10 protein-coding genes are annotated in these 15,160 nt (G+C 72.6%); 9 read left to right on the top strand and 1 reads right to left on the bottom strand.

All coding sequences use genetic code 11. The features are described from left to right. Nucleotides 1-10 precede the first annotated feature (10 nt). The 6 genes from BJ981_RS00745 to BJ981_RS00715 all read left to right on the top strand — a co-directional run bounded on the left by BJ981_RS00745 (nt 11) and on the right by BJ981_RS00715 (nt 8,096). A complete protein-coding gene (locus tag BJ981_RS00745; protein WP_184607818.1) occupies nt 11-919 on the top strand; it encodes a helix-turn-helix domain-containing protein in 909 nt (302 codons plus the stop codon). A 583-nt stretch (nt 920-1,502) separates the two neighbouring features. After that, nucleotides 1,503-2,273, top strand: coding sequence for a DALR anticodon-binding domain-containing protein (locus BJ981_RS00735; protein WP_184607817.1), 771 nt, complete (start codon nt 1,503-1,505; stop codon nt 2,271-2,273). Between the two features lie 127 nt (nt 2,274-2,400). Next, the gene (lysA, locus tag BJ981_RS00730) at nt 2,401-3,783 is read left to right on the top strand and encodes a diaminopimelate decarboxylase (RefSeq protein ID WP_184607816.1); all 1,383 of its coding nucleotides are present in this window, start codon (nt 2,401-2,403) and stop codon (nt 3,781-3,783) included. A gap of 77 nt (nt 3,784-3,860) precedes the next feature. Beyond that, a complete protein-coding gene (locus BJ981_RS00725) occupies nt 3,861-5,147 on the top strand; it encodes a homoserine dehydrogenase (RefSeq protein ID WP_184615425.1) in 1,287 nt (428 codons plus the stop codon). A gap of 70 nt (nt 5,148-5,217) precedes the next feature. Next, complete coding sequence (locus tag BJ981_RS00720; RefSeq protein WP_239139170.1) at nt 5,218-6,348, top strand: glycosyltransferase family 2 protein; 1,131 nt, start codon at nt 5,218-5,220, stop codon at nt 6,346-6,348. Next, nucleotides 6,345-8,096 (top strand): glycosyltransferase family 2 protein, encoded by a 1,752-nt coding sequence (locus BJ981_RS00715; protein WP_239139171.1) that lies wholly within the window; start codon nt 6,345-6,347, stop codon nt 8,094-8,096. Before BJ981_RS00720 ends, BJ981_RS00715 begins: the two co-directional genes overlap by 4 nt. A gap of 115 nt (nt 8,097-8,211) precedes the next feature. On the opposite strand, the gene BJ981_RS00710 is transcribed toward BJ981_RS00715, so the two are convergent. Next, a complete protein-coding gene (locus tag BJ981_RS00710; RefSeq protein ID WP_184607814.1) occupies nt 8,212-9,804 on the bottom strand; it encodes a glycosyltransferase family 2 protein in 1,593 nt (530 codons plus the stop codon). 388 nt (nt 9,805-10,192) lie between these two features. Between BJ981_RS00710 and thrC the strand changes: the two genes are divergently transcribed. The 3 genes from thrC (at nt 10,193) to rho (ending at nt 15,062) form a co-directional block, all read left to right on the top strand. Further along, on the top strand, nt 10,193-11,251 hold the full coding sequence (thrC, locus tag BJ981_RS00705) for a threonine synthase (protein WP_184607813.1): 1,059 nt from the start codon (nt 10,193-10,195) through the stop codon (nt 11,249-11,251). 402 nt (nt 11,252-11,653) lie between these two features. Next, nucleotides 11,654-12,586: a homoserine kinase gene (gene thrB, locus BJ981_RS00700; protein ID WP_184607812.1), complete on the top strand. Its 933-nt coding sequence runs from the start codon at nt 11,654-11,656 to the stop codon at nt 12,584-12,586. Nucleotides 12,587-13,037: 451 nt separating this feature from the next. Then, complete coding sequence (gene rho / locus BJ981_RS00695; RefSeq protein ID WP_184607811.1) at nt 13,038-15,062, top strand: transcription termination factor Rho; 2,025 nt, start codon at nt 13,038-13,040, stop codon at nt 15,060-15,062. Nucleotides 15,063-15,160 lie beyond the last annotated feature (98 nt).

The following is a 15,160-nucleotide window of genomic DNA, read 5'->3' as shown; positions in this document are numbered from 1 at the left end:
TGCAGGGTGGATGCCCGTGGGCGACGACGAGCGGCTCTACACGGTCGGGGAGTTGGCGCGGCGGGTCGGCGTGCCGGCGCGGACGGTGCGGTTCTGGTCGGACGCGGGGGTGGTGCCGCCGAGCGGGCGGTCCGCCGGCGGGTACCGGCTGTACGACTCCCAGGCGGTGGCCCGGTGCGACCTGGTGAGGACCCTGCGCGATCTCGGGCTCGGCCTGGACGCCGTCCGTGACGTGCTCGCGCGCCGGGCGACGGTCGCGGAGGTCGCCGAAGCCCACGTCGAGGCACTGGACGCCGAGATCAGGGCCCTGCGGCTGCGCCGCGCCGTGCTGAGCACGGTGGCCGCGCGCGGCGGGACCGAGAAGGAGATGGTTCTCATGAACGAACTGGCACGCCTGTCCGTGCGCGAGCGCAGGCAGATCATCGACGACTTCGTGGCGCGCGTGACCGAGGGGGTGGGGCTGAGCCCCGACGCGATCGTCATCGCCGACTGGATGCGCGAGATGCCCGACGATCCGTCGCCCGAGAGGGTGGACGCGTGGATCGAACTGGCCGGGCTGGTCGCCGACGAGGACTTCCAGCGCAAGGTCCGCCAGTTGGTGGTCACCGGATCCGGCGACGGCTGGGCGCCGGAGTGGCGGCCCGGCCTGTACCCGGCCGTGGTGACCCTCGCCGGCCGCGCGGTGGCCGACGGGATCGCCCCCGAGTCGCTCCAGGGCAAGACGGTCCTCGACGAGATCGTCAGCCCGAGCCTCCCGCCCTCGGAACGCGCGGAACTGCGCGAACGGCTGGAACTCCTCGCGGACGCGCGCGTGGAACGCTACTGGCAACTCCTGGAGATCCTCAACGGCGGCACGTCCTCCCCAACGGCCATCCCGGCCTTCCACTGGCTGACCACCGCCCTGCGCGCCCACGGCTGAAAGGCTGGATGACCACCTTCTCGCCGCAGGCCCGGCGTTGACGGGTGGGCTCACAGTGAGTGACCAGGACAGGCCTGCATGGGTGGGAGAAATCACCCCAGCCGAAACAGACCACTACGGCCATAAGAATCTGAACCGATATGGCGGGCGATTCCGTCCTACAGCCGTGGAGCCGCTCTGCGGGTGGGGCGAACTCGCGATTCAGGATGCCCATCCAGAGGGCGACGTACTCCTAGAAAGTGAACGAGAGCCCCGGCTTCTCTGGATCTTTGAGGTCTCGGATGAGCGCGCGGTCGGCCTGGATGTCCATGACGACGCAGTCGCCATTCTCCGAACTTAAACCCGATTTGTGCCCTGTGCTGCCGTATTTTCCTCGTATTAGGGTATGCCGTCTGAAGCCGTTTTCCGATTGGTACGCGGGGCTACTCGACCGCGACCATCACAGGATTCTCAAGACCCTGGTGATCTGTTCTGGCTGGGTGAGTTCTCCCACCCGTACGGGTCCGTCGTGGTTACTCGACGTGAGTCCACCCTTCCGCGCCGGGCCCGCGGCGAAGGGAAGGCGGAACGCTAGTCTGCGGGTGTGGGCGTGTGGGCGTTGTGCGAGGTGCTGGGGGCGCCGCCGGTGCCCAGGGGGAGCTGGGAGAGAGAGGCCACCTACGTTTCGGCGGCGGCGCTGACCCGGGGGCGTGCGTCCGCGCCCAGGGTGGGGGAGGAGCTCGCGGCGCGGGTCCGGGCGCTGGCGGGAGTCGTCGCGGTGGACGTACGGCCCGACGGGTTGCTGGTCATCGAGGTCGCCGAGCCGGGGGAGGTCGTGCGGGACGTTCTCGGTGCGGGGATGGGTGAGGAACCGGCCGATGTGGACGTGCCGATGCGGGTGGACGTGGTGGCCGATATCGGTGGGCCGCCTCATGGAGACCAGGGAGGGCGGCCCTGGCCTGATCGGCCCAGGGACTGGAGCAATCCCGGTTTCGTCATCAGATATGCCTACGTCCGAGCCGGCAACGTGCTCCGGTGGGCCGGGGACCTCGGAGTGCGCGGCCCGTTCCGTCCCGAGGCGCTGGACGACCCGCGGGACCGGCGTGTGCTGAGGACCCTCGCCGAGGTCGCCAGCAGGACCGGTGAGAAGAGGCCCGCGGGCGGTGGGCGGAGGCCGGAGCAGGGCGGAGTCGCTTATCTGGTGCGGCTGGCCGAGGCGTATCACGATGCCTTCGAGGGGGCGGGGCCCCTTCCGAAGGGGGACGAGAGCGCTGGAGTGGTTCATGTGGCGCGGGTGTGGATGGCCGCGGCCGTGCGGAAGATCTTGGGTGAGGGGATGGCGGGGCTAGGGGTCACCCCTCCGGGCAAAATATGAAAAAAAGCGGGCAAAACACAGGAAGGGGTACGCCGTAGGCCCTCAAGGCCCGGAGATCTTTTAGGGGGCCGTCTCGCGGATTGGGACAAGGCGCGGGAGGATCACGAGGTCGGATAGCCTCGTTCGGGTGAGTCGATTCGCCCATCCCGCCGGTGACCGCCATGCCGAGGTGCCGCACGAGGAGCGCCCGCCGCGGCCCCCGGCCGACCTCAACACGCTCGACCCCGCCGTCTGGCCGCGAACGTCCGGCCGTACGGACGGGGCGGTCACGATCGCCGGCGTGGACGTCCGTGATCTCGCCCGCGACTACGGTACGCCGCTCTACGTCGTCGACGAGGACGATTTCCGTTCGCGCTGCCGCGACTACAAGGCCGCCTTCGACGGCGGTCACGTCTACTACGCGGGCAAGGCGTTCCTGTGCAGAGAGGTCGCCCGCTGGGTCGACCAGGAGGGCCTCGGCCTGGACGTCTGCAGCAGCGGCGAGCTCGCCGTGGCGCTCTCGGTCGGCTTCCCGCCCGAGCGCATCGCCCTGCACGGCAACAACAAGTCCTACGCCGAGCTGGAGGCGGCGCTGCGCGCCGGGGTCGGCCGCGTCGTCGTCGACTCCTTCGACGAGATCGCCCGCGTCGGCTACCTGGCCGAGAAGCTCGACGTCCGCGCCCAGGTGCAGATCCGCGTGACCACCGGGGTCGAGGCGCACACCCACGAGTTCATCGCCACGGCCCACGACGACCAGAAGTTCGGCCTGTCGCTGAACAGCGGGGCCGCCGCCGAGGCCGTGCGCCGGGTGCTGGCCCTGCCCCAGCTCGAACTGGTGGGCCTGCACTCCCACATCGGTTCCCAGATCTTCGACACCGCGGGCTTCGAGGTCGCCGCCCGCCGCCTGGCCATGCTGCTGACGCAGGTCAAGGAGGAGCACGGCGTCGTGCTCCCCGAGCTGGACCTCGGCGGCGGGTACGGCATCGCCTACGTCCGCGGCGACGACCCCCCGGACATCAAGGTCGTGGCCGACAGCCTGCGTGAGATCGTGGCCCGTGTGTGCGACGACGCCGGCCTGCCCGTCCCCAGCCTCACGGTCGAGCCCGGCCGCGCCATCGCCGGCCCCGCCGGCGTCACGCTCTACGAGGTCGGCACGATCAAGGACGTCGAGGGCCTGCGCTCCTACGTCAGCGTGGACGGCGGCATGAGCGACAACCTGCGCACCGCCCTGTACGGCGCGGAGTACACCTGCGTGCTGGCCTCCCGGGCCAGCGACGCCCCCGGCGTGCTGTCCCGCGTGGTCGGCAAGCACTGCGAGAGCGGCGACATCGTCGTGCGCGACGCCTGGCTGCCCGAGGACCTCGCCCTCGGCGATCTTCTGGCGCTTCCGGCGACCGGCGCCTACTGCCGTTCGCTGGCCAACAATTACAACTACCTGCCCAAGCCCGCCGTGGTGGCCGTGCGGGACGGCGTGTCCCGCGTGATCGTCCACCGCGAGAACGAGGACGACCTGCTGAGGGGGCAAGTGTGAAACCGGTCGAGGGCGCCGAGGACGCGCGCCGTGAGCAGCGTGGACGGCACGAGCGGCCGGGCGAGTCCGGCCGTCCGCTGAGGGTCGCGCTGCTCGGCTGCGGGGTCGTCGGCTCCCAGGTCGTGCGCCTGCTGAACGAGCAGGCCGACGACCTGGCCGCCCGCATCGGCGCGCCGCTGGAGCTGGCCGGGGTCGCCGTGCGCCGCCTCGGGCGCAAGCGCGACAGCGAGGTGGACCCCGCCCTGCTCACCACGGACGCCGAGGCCCTGGTGGCCCGGGACGACGTCGACATCGTGGTCGAGGTGATCGGCGGCATCGAGCCCGCGCGCTCGCTCATGCTCGCGGCGCTGGAGGACGGCAAGGCCATCGTCACGGCCAACAAGGCGCTGCTCGCCGAGGACGGCGCGACCGTCCACGGCGCGGCCAAGCGGCACGGCGGCGACCTGTACTTCGAGGCCAGCGTGGCGGGGGCGATCCCGCTGCTGCGCCCGCTGCGCGAGTCGCTCGCCGGCGACCGGGTCCGCCGCGTGCTCGGCATCGTCAACGGCACCACCAACTACATCCTGGACAAGATGGACACCACGGGCGCGTCGTTCACCGACGCCCTGGAGGAGGCCCAGTCCCTGGGGTACGCCGAGGCCGATCCGACCGCCGACGTCGAGGGCTTCGACGCCGCGGCCAAGGCCGCCATCCTCGCCGGGCTCGCCTTCCACACGCGGGTGACCGCCGCCGACGTCCACCGCGAGGGCATCACCGAGATCACCGCCACCGACGTCGCCAGCGCCAAGGCCATGGGCTACGTCATCAAGCTGCTGGCGATCTGCGCCCGCTCCGACGACGGCCGCTCGGTCGGCGTGCGCGTCCACCCGGCGATGATCCCGAGGACCCACCCCCTGGCGGGCGTGCGCGAGGCCTACAACGCGGTGTTCGTGGAGGCCGAGTCGGCGGGCCAGCTCATGTTCTACGGCAAGGGGGCCGGCGGCGCGCCCACCGCGTCCGCGGTGCTGGGCGACATCGTCGCCGTGGCGCGCAACCGGATCGCCGGGGTGCACGGGCCGCAGGAGTCGACGTACGCCGACCTGGCCGTCCACCCGATGGGCGAGACCGTGACGCGCTACCACGTCTCGCTGGACGTCGCGGACAAGCCGGGCGTGCTCGCCACGGTCGCCGAGATCTTCGCCAAGCACGACGTGTCCATCCGGATCGTCCGGCAGGAGGGGCACGGCGACGACGCCCAGCTCGTGCTGGTCACCCACCGGGCCACCGACGCGGCGCTGTCGGCGACGATCTCCGGGCTGCGCGAGCTGGACATCGTCCGCGACGTGACGAGCGTGATGCGCGTCGAGGGCGAGGAATCCTCCTGATCACCGGCCGGGCGCACGCCCGGCACGGCCCTCCGCCCCCCGGTCGAGGGCGATGTTCGAAGGGAGTGCGGTGGCAGAGGGTGACCCGACACCGCTCGGCTACACGCGTACGCCCACGGAAGGTCCCGCCGACCTGGCCTTCCCGGACGGGCGTCCCGTGCTCGGCGGCGAGGCGGCCGATCTCCCGCTGACGGCCGCCTCCGTCGCGGGCCTGCGCCCCCTGGAGGGGCTGCGCGTCCGCTGGCCGGAGGCCCAGGAGACGGTGCGGGAAACGGCGCCGGAAACGGTGCTGGGGACGGTGCTGGGCCTCGCGGCGGCCGGCGTGCCGGTGTACGCCGACGAGGTCCCCTCCTGGTTCAAGGAGGCCGCCCCCGACCTGGCGGTGACGCTCACCTCGTGGGCGCCCGGTCCCCGTGACGCGTCCGTGCGCTCGGTGAGCGACCTGCGGCGCGAGGAGCACAGCCTGCGCCTGCGCCGCCACGCCCTGCGCGGGCCCGCCGGGCCCGTGCCCAAGGTCAGCGTGGTCATGTCCAGCAAGCGCCCCGAGCTGCTCGGCTCGGCGCTCGGCCAGATCGCCCGGCAGCGGCACGTGGACGTCGAGGTCGTGCTCGGCCTGCACGGCGTCCCGGCCGCGCACCCGGACGTGCGGCGGGCACTGGAGGAGTTCCCCCTGCCGGTGACGGTGCGCGAGGCGGACGCCGCCACGCCGTTCGGCGAGGTGCTGGACCGGGCGGCGGACATGGCGTCGGGCGACGAGATCGCCAAGTGGGACGACGACGACTGGTACTCCCCGGAGCACCTGGCCGACCTGATCATGGCGCGGTCCTACAGCGGCGCCGACATCGTGGGGACGGCGGCGGAGTTCTTCTACCTGGAGCCGCTCGGCGTCACGGTGCGCCGCACGGACTACACCAGCGAGATCTGGTCGGATCACGTGGCCGGGGGTACGATCTTCCTCGCTCGGGCGAAGTTTCAGGAGATCGGCGGTTTCGAGGGGGTGGCACGGGGCGTGGACGCCCAGTTCCTCAAGACCGCCCACGCCGCCGGGGCCCGCATCTACCGCACCCAGGGGCTGGGGTACGTCCTGCGGCGCACCATCGCCGCCGACCACACCTGGCAGCTCCCCCTGGCGCACTTCCTGCGCGTGGCGACCAACCAGTGGCGCGGGTTCCGGCCGAGCCTGGTCCTGGAAGCCCCGTGACCCCCAGGTCGCGGCACGTGCGCGGCAACGACTACACCGTGCTCGACCCGCCCGCGCTCGGCGCCTGGACCCCCTCGCTGCGGGTCAGCGTGGTCGTCCCCGCGCACGGCGCGCAGGACAAGCTCGACCTGGTCCTTGCCGCCCTCGCCGCCCAGACCTACCCCGCCGATCTGCTCGACGTCATCGTCGTCGACAACGGCAGCAGCCCCGCGTTGCGCCTGCCGCCGATCCGTCCCGCGGGCACGCGGCTGATCGTCTGCGACACGCCCGGCAGGGCGGAGGCGCGCAACGCCGGGCTGGCCGCGGCGACCGGCGACGTCGTCCACTGGCTCGACTCCGACGTGGTCGCCGACCCCCGCGAGGTCGAGGCCCACATGCGCTGGCACCACCTCGCCCCCTACCTCGTCGTCACGAGCTACTTGCGCTTCACCACGGCCGCCCTGCCCGCGCCCGAGGTCGTCGCGGCGGGCAAGGACCTGGCCGAGCTGTTCGAGCCCGCCGAGCCGCACGAATGGCTCGTGGACCTGGTCGGGCGCACCCGCGGGCTCACGCAGGCGCCCAGCCGGGCCTTCAGCCTGCACGTCGGCGGCGCGACCTCGGTCAACAGGCGGCTGATCGAGCGGGCCGGCCCTATGGACGTCGACCTGCCCCTCGGCCAGGACACCGAGATGGGCTACCGGCTCGCCCAGGCCGGGGCGGTGTTCGTCCCCGAGCCGCTGGCCAAGGGCTACCACCTCGGCCCGTCCATGCGCATGCGCGACAAGGAGCGCATCGACCGGGTCAGCCACGCCCTCATCGGCGACCGCGTCCCCCACTACCGCTGGCTGCGCGGCCACCCCACCCGCCAGTGGAAGGTCCCCTACCTCGACGTCGTGGTGGCGGCCGAGGGGTACGACGAGACGCGCGCGACCGTGGACGCCGTGCTCGCCGGCACCGTCCCCGACGTGTCGGTGGTGCTCGCCGGGCCCTGGGACACGCTCACGCCCGACCGCAGGGCCCCGCTGAACGATCCCCGGCTCGACCTCACGCTGCTGCACGGGCACTACGCCCACGACGCGCGGGTGCGGTTCGCCTCCGCCGAGCCCACGCGCCTCGCGCCGTACCGGCTGCGCCTGCCCGCGGGGTGGGCGCCCGGCGAGGACACCCTCGCCCGGCTGCTCGACCTGGCCGTCGAGGGCGACCACGGGCTGGTCGGCGTGCTGCTCGCCGAGGGGCCGCAGGGCCTGGTCACGGCCCGCCTGGAACGGCGCTCCGCCTTCGAGCGCGCCGAACTCACCGCCGCGGCGTCCGGCACCCCGGAGACCACTCATGTCCCCGGCGCCTCGGCGGCTTCCCAGGCGTCGGACACCGTTGAGGGGTGGGGGACTTCGGACATCCCGGACGCCTTGGACGACCTCGTGGACGAGGTGTACGGGGCGCTGTGGACCGACGGCGAGACCCTGGGGTTCGTGCCCGCCGGCGAGGCGCCGCAGATCAAGGGCCGCCGCATGTCCTACCGGGCGCGCCTGGAGGCCGAGGCGGAGATCGCCAGGCTCACCAAGGAGGCCGAGCGCCTGCGCGGCCAGATCGCCAAGTGGCGCGAGGAGGCGGGGCGGTGGCGCAAGTCGGCCGTCGACCTGCGGCGCGAGGTGGGCGGGCTGCGCAAGGAGGTCGCCCGGCTCAAGGCGAGCCGCCTGCGCACGGTGATCAAGCGCATCTCGGCCCGCCGCACCGGCCCGGCCGGCCCCGCCGGCACCCAGGACACCTGAGCAGCCCGCCGGAGGCCCGGGCGAGCGCCTGTCGGGCGGGAGGTCCGACAGCGACTGCGAGTCGGCCGGGGCGGCGGGCCGGACGGGAGACCCTTGTGGCGCGGCAGGCGGGTCCTCAGCGTCCGCGCAGGGCCGTTCTGAGCCTTCTGACCAGCTTCTCCGGGGCTCCGGGGGACGCGGGGCCGCCGTCCCGGGTGGCGCGGCCGTCACCGCCGGCGGACCGTCGCGGAGCCTGCTGGGACCCGCCCTCGTCCTTGGCGGGGGAGGGCCAGTACTCCGCCGACGCCGCGTGCCGCACGCCGTGGGTGAGTTCGATGACCTCGGCGAGGTCCTCGCCCTCCGCGGCGAGCAGGCGGGCGCGGTTCACCGCCTCGGTGCGTTCGAGGCGGGCGGTGCGGCCGTCGGGGAACTCGACCACCAGCAGCCCGGCCCGCGTCTCGGACAGCGTCTTGATCATCTGTTCCAGGGTGCGCCGCGCCAGGGGGACGTCCACGGGACCGGTGTAGCGGAACGGGACGGGGGCGGGGTCGCGCGGCGCCTCGGCGGCCAGCGTGACGGCGGGGTCGTGCCGGAACTGCTCGCGGATCAGCCGCGCCTCGAAGTGCGGGTCGCCGAGCACGGGGTGACGGCCGTCGGTGAGGGACGCCCACGGCCCGAGGAGCGTGACCGCGACGTCGGGCAGGCCGCCGTTCAGCGCCGCGCCGACGGCCGCGCGGACCTCCGGCTCGGCGCGGCCGGTGGCGTCCAGCACGACCTCGACGTAGGGGACCAGCCAGCGCCTGCCGCGCTCCTTGCGCAGGTCGCGTCGCAGCGGCACCCGCTGGGCCAGGAAGGGCGCGACCACGCGCACGGTGGCGTCGCGGTCGAGGCGCTGGGCGGGGATGCCCAGGTGAACGGCCCGGGCCGCCATGTCGGGGACGAAGACGGCCCCGCGCATCGCCAGGCGGTAGGCGAACTCGGTGTCCTCGCCGCGCAGCACGGCGGGGTCCAGGCCCCCGGCCGCGCGGAACAGGTCGCGGCGCAGCGACACGGTGGGGCCGGTGCAGACGTGGTAGGGGTTCTTGCTGGTGCGCAGCCCGTCCAGGCGGCGGATCGTCGCCTCGGTGCTGCTGGGGATCGCGGCCGCCATGTCGAAGAGCGAGTCCAGCTCGCCCGCGGCCACGGCGGCGCGCACCCGCGCGGCGGTGAGCGGGGGCTCGTCCAGGAAGACCTTGGCGCCGATGGTCACGACGTAGTCGGTGAGGTGGTGCCAGCGCGCCAGCGCCTCGATGTGCTCGCGGCAGATCACCATGTCGGAGTCGAGGCGCTGGATCACCGCGCCCTCGGCCTGGGCGGCGCCGGTGTTGAGGGCGTGCGCCGTCCCCCAGCCGCCGGGCGCGGCGGGCACGAGCCGGGTGTTCTCGGGGCGGTCGTGCGGCAGGCGCAGGGGCGGCTCGCTGCCGTCGTCCACGACGATGACCTCCAGCAGCCCGGCCGGGTAGGTCTGCGCGGCGAGGGCGGCGAGCGTGAGGTCGAGCCGGTGCTGCCCGCCGTGGGCCGGGATGACCACGCTCACCGGCAGCTCGGGCTCCCACCCGCCGAGCGGGGGCGGGACGAGCGGGGAGTAGTCGTTGTGGCGGATTCTGGGCCGGTCGCCTCGGCCACCGGTCGTGGGCTTTCCCTGGTCGAGACCGGTGGTCGCCGGTCCCGTCCGCGGGGGGACGGGCACGGTGGTCGCTCCTTCGTCGGTTCGCTTCGCCGCCGGGTGCCGACCATACCCAAGGATCCTGAGAGCTTCGTAAGAGCCGCGGGAGAGCGGTGGCGGGACGCAGCGTTCCCGCGATCTCGCTGATCATGCGACCCTTTCCCAATTATTGGTAAATGGCGGTAAAGAGTGAGTTGTACTGCTTTTTCGTGGTCATGACAGGTAGCGCCGAACATTCCCCGAGCGGCGCCGCACCCGCGCGCGAAGGGGAAACGCCCGTCCAGCCTGTGGACAACGGACGCGGCGCCGTGGGCGTCCCCGTAGACTCGGTGTCCTGATACCGCTGGTAGCGGACCCATGGTTACGCGCCGCCCGGGCGACGATCGCCCGGCCGGGCGCGGGAGGAGCGACGATGTTCAGGGCATGGCGTGGCCTCATCGAGGAATACCGTGACAGGCTCCCCGTGACCGCGACGACGCCCGTGGTCACCCTGCTGGAGGGGGGCACGCCGCTCGTCCCCGCGCGGCGCCTGTCCGACCTGACCGGCTGCGAGGTCCACCTCAAGGTCGAGGGCCTCAACCCCACCGGCAGCTTCAAGGACCGGGGCATGACCGTGGCCATCAGCAAGGCGGTCGAAGAGGGCGCCAAGGCGGTCATCTGCGCCTCCACCGGCAACACCAGCGCCTCGGCCGCGGCCTACGCCGTACGCGCCGGGCTCACCTGCGCGGTCCTGGTCCCGCGCGGCAAGATCGCCATGGGCAAGCTCGCCCAGGCCCTCGTGCACGGCGCCAAGCTCCTCCAGGTCGACGGCTCCTTCGACGACTGCCTCGAAATGACCAGGAAGCTCGCGGAGAACTTCCCGATCGCCCTGGTCAACTCGGTGAACCCCCACCGGCTCCAGGGACAGAAGACCGCCGCGTTCGAGATCGTCGACGCCCTCGGCGACGCGCCCGACGTCCACTGCATCCCCGTCGGCAACGCGGGCAACATCTCCGCCTACTGGATGGGCTACCGCGAGTACGCCGGCGACGGCGTCGCCACCCGCACCCCGCGCATGCTCGGCTTCCAGGCCAGCGGCGCGGCGCCCATCGTCCAGGGCGCCCCGGTCACCCACCCGCACACGATCGCCACGGCCATCCGCATCGGCAACCCCGCGTCCTGGCGGCTCGCCGAGGCGGCCCGCGACGAGTCCGGCGGCGACATCCAGGCCGTCACCGACCGCCAGATCGCCACGGCGTACAAGCTCCTCGCGCAGGAAGAGGGCGTGTTCGTCGAGCTGGCCTCCGCCGCGAGCGTGGCCGGCCTGCTCCAGGCCCACGAGCAGGGCATGCTGCGGCACGGCGAGCGCGTGGTCTGCACGGTCACCGGCAACGGCCTCAAGGACCCCGACTGGGCCATCTCCGGGGCGCCGACCCCGCTGACGATCCCCGTCGACGCCTTCGCCGCCGCGGGCGCGCTCGAACTGGCCTGACACCCCCGTCCACCCCTGGACGAATCGCGGCCGACCCGGCATCATGTCCGGCGACACCCGGAAAAGCGTGGGAAGGACCGGCAGGGCCGCCGGTCTCCTGGCGCCGGATACGGGGTACCCGGGGGAGCGCCGGCCAAGGACGGCCGCGGGTTTCGCGACGACCCCCGAGGATCCCGCCCGGTGACCCCTGTCCTCACGGGCGTCACCCCGAGAACAACGGCGTTCGCCCTCGGGCCCGTGACCGGTGCCCCCTGGGGCGCGCCCGGAAACCCCCGGGAAACGGCGTTCGTGAATCGTTCATGAGCGTGAATCGCTCACGGGCGCTCGTGAATCGCTCAATACGGGTCTCGGCGCAACCGAGATCACTTTTCTCACATCACCCACACGAATCCGAGGAACCGCATGGCATCGAGCAGCGTCGTCGTCCGCGTGCCCGCCACCAGTGCCAATCTCGGGCCCGGCTTCGACTCGCTCGGGCTGGCCCTCGCGCTGTACGACGAGATCGAGGCGAGCGTCCACGACGACGTGGGCGGTTCCGCCGCCGCGCGCTCGGTCCAGGTCTCCGTCGAGGGCGAAGGCGCCGGTGAGCTGGACCTCGGCGAGGGCCACCTGATCGTCAGGGCGATGCGGGCCGCCTACGACCGGGCGGGCGCGCCGCAGCCGCGCGGCATCCGGCTGCGCTGCCACAACCGCATCCCCCACGCGCGCGGCCTCGGGTCGTCCTCGGCGGCGATCTGCGCGGGGCTGCTCGCCGCCCGCGCGCTCGGCGCGGGCGCCCTGACGGACGACGAGGTGTTCGCGCTGGCCACCGAGATGGAGGGCCATCCGGACAACGTCGCACCGTGCCTTTCCGGTGGCCTCACCATCGCGTGGACGGAGCTGTCCGGAAGGCCGCGTAAGCTGGAACTGAGCCCGCACGGGGGCGTCCGACCAGTGGTTTTCGTGCCGAGAACCCGGCTCTCCACCGAGACGGCGCGCGGGCTCCTGCCGAAGGACGTACCGCATGCCGACGCGGCCGCGAACGCCGGACGCGCCGCCCTGCTCATCGCGGCGCTGACCCAGCGTCCGGAGAGTGAGGTTCTGCTGGCCGCCACGGAAGATCGTCTGCACCAGGCCTACCGCGCGCCTGCCATGCCGGGCACGGCCGATCTGGTACAACGTCTGCGCGTGGCGGGGGTTCCCGCGGTCGTATCGGGGGCCGGTCCGACGGTTCTCGTGTTCGGAACGCCGGATACCCATGATTTGATCGCGTCGGAAGTGGGTAATGACTGGCACATCCAGCCTTTGGACGTCGACCGATCCGGTGCGGCCGTTCATTTTCCCGAGACACGCTGATGCATCTTCGACCTTCAGGGAATAGCAGTGTGCGCTGGTGATGTTAGGCTGATAGCCGCACCAGATGCCCCCGTTGCGGGTGCGTGCTTGTCAGCCATACATCGCTGGATCGCGCCTCGTGTCGTCAGACGCGAGCCGCTCAGCGGGCTTCCCGAATTCATCGCCTCCGGTTGGTCCACATCCGGTTGGCGTGTCGAGAAGCGGCGTAATCGGGGACATGCGCGTTCGACTGGCATCGACATCTGGTCGGCGGTAACCAGCCGGGGGGCGACCCCCGGGCCCCCAACGGCTCGCGAATCTCGACGGTGACGGCTCTGTGCCGGTTAGACGCACCGGCTTCCCGACACCGTAGAAGTTCGTCCAGCCCGACCCGGTCTGTCCCGCCGGGTCGCACCACCGGGACGCCTGGCTGATCGTGGCCGACGCCCGACCCCTGGGAAGGACCTTTTAGTTGAGCGACACCACCGAACTCCTCTCCGACGCCACCGGCACAGTGCCGCCGGTCGCCGGCGACACCCCCACCCGCGCCGCGGCCCGGCCGCGCCGTCGCTCCGGCACCGGCCTCGCGGCCATGGTGCTGCCCGAGTTGCAGGCTCTCGCGTCGAGCCTGGGCATCAGCGGGACGGGGCGGATGCGCAAGAGCCAGCTCATCGCGGCCATCCAGGAGAAGCAGGGCGTTTCCGCCGACGGTGCCTCTCCCATCGCCGAGGCACCCGCCGTCGCCACGGCCCCCGCCGCTCCCGCCGCTCCCGCCGTCACGGCGGAGCCACCGGCCGAGCGGCCCACCCGTACCCGGCGGGAACGTTCCCGCCCGGCGCCCGCCGAGGCCGTCGCCGAAGTGCGCGAAGAGCGTGCCCCGGCCCCCGAGGCGCAGCCCGCCGAGCAGGCCGCCCCCGTCGCCGTGACCGCCGAGCCCGTCCAGGCCGCCGCGCAGGAAGCGCGCCCCGAGCGCACCGAGTCCCGCCGCGAGCGCCGCAGCAGGGGCGAGCGCGGAGACCGCCGCGAGCGCGGCGACAACCGTCCCGACAACCGCGGTGACAACAGCCGTCCGGAGCAGCGGGCCGCCGACGCGGGCGACAGCCGCCAGCAGGGCCGCGAGCAGTCCCGTGACCAGGCGCAGGGCCGTGACCGCGACCGTGACCGCGACCAGGCCCAGGGGCGCGACCGCGACCGCGACCAGGTCCGCGACCAGCGTGGCGGCGACCCGCGCGGCGGCGACCCGCGCGGTGGCGACCCGCAGGGCGACGACGACCGCCGTGGCCGCCGCGGCCGGTTCAGGGAGCGCAACCGCCGGGGCCGCGACCGCTTCGACGGCAACGAGCCGGTGATCGGCGACGACGACGTCCTGATCCCCATCGCGGGCATCCTCGACATCCTCGACAACTACGCGTTCGTGCGCACCAGCGGCTACCTGCCCGGCGCCAACGACGTGTACGTCTCGCTGGCGCAGATCCGCCGCAACGGCCTGCGCAAGGGCGACGTGATCACCGGAGCGGTCCGCCAGCCCCGCGACGGCGAGCGCCGCGAGAAGTTCAACGCGCTCGTCCGGCTCGACACGGTCAACGGCATGGACCCCGAGCAGTCGCGCAACCGGCCGGACTTCACCAAGCTGACGCCGCTCTATCCGCAGGAGCGCCTGAGGCTGGAGACCGACCCCAACATCCTCACCACGCGCATCATCGACCTGGTGGCCCCCATCGGCAAGGGCCAGCGCGGCCTGATCGTCTCGCCGCCCAAGGCCGGTAAGACGATGGTCCTCCAGGCGATCGCCAACGCGATCACGCGCAACAACCCCGAGTGCCACCTCATGGTCGTCCTCGTCGACGAGCGGCCGGAAGAGGTCACCGACATGCAGCGCTCGGTGAAGGGCGAGGTCATCCACTCGACCTTCGACCGTCCCGCCGAGGACCACACCACGGTCGCCGAGCTCGCCATCGAGCGCGCCAAGCGGCTGGTGGAGCTCGGCCACGACGTCGTGGTGCTGCTCGACTCCATCACCCGCCTCGGCCGGGCCTACAACCTGGCGGCCCCGGCCTCCGGGCGCATCCTGTCCGGTGGTGTCGACTCGACCGCGCTGTACCCGCCGAAGCGGTTCTTCGGCGCGGCGCGCAACATCGAGAACGGCGGCTCGCTGACGATCCTCGCCACGGCGCTGGTCGAGACCGGCTCCAAGATGGACGAGGTCATCTTCGAGGAGTTCAAGGGCACCGGCAACGCCGAGCTGAAGCTCAACAGGTCCCTGGCCGACAAGCGGATCTTCCCCGCGGTGGACGTCGACGCGTCCGGCACCCGCAAGGAGGAGATCCTGCTGTCCCGGGACGAGCTGCAGATCGTCTGGAAGCTGCGCCGGGTGCTCCACGCGCTCGACATGCAGCAGGCGCTGGAGCTCCTGCTGGAGAAGATGCGCGAGACGCAGTCCAACGCCGAGTTCCTGCTCCAGGTCCAGAAGACCACGGTCAGCTCCGACCGCGACTGACCTCCCCGCACGGCAGGCGTGTGACAGGGCGGCGGGCCGTAACCGGCCCGCCGCCCTTGCCATGTCCGCGTCCCCAAGGGCTCCAGAAGGGTCCAGAA

It is taken from the genome of Sphaerisporangium krabiense, assembly GCF_014200435.1.
GTDB lineage: Bacteria > Actinomycetota > Actinomycetes > Streptosporangiales > Streptosporangiaceae > Sphaerisporangium > Sphaerisporangium krabiense.
The sequence above is the reverse complement of the archived record's forward strand: the minus strand, read 5'-3'. Positions and strand labels throughout refer to the sequence as shown.

What these genes read in the sequence shown, in the direction of transcription:
- BJ981_RS00745 (WP_184607818.1), top strand. Translation starts at nt 11, where the DNA reads ATGCCCGTGGGCGACGACGAGCGGCTCTACACGGTCGGGGAGTTGGCG.
- thrC (WP_184607813.1), top strand. Translation starts at nt 10,193, where the DNA reads ATGTTCAGGGCATGGCGTGGCCTCATCGAGGAATACCGTGACAGGCTC.
- thrB (WP_184607812.1), top strand. Translation starts at nt 11,654, where the DNA reads ATGGCATCGAGCAGCGTCGTCGTCCGCGTGCCCGCCACCAGTGCCAAT.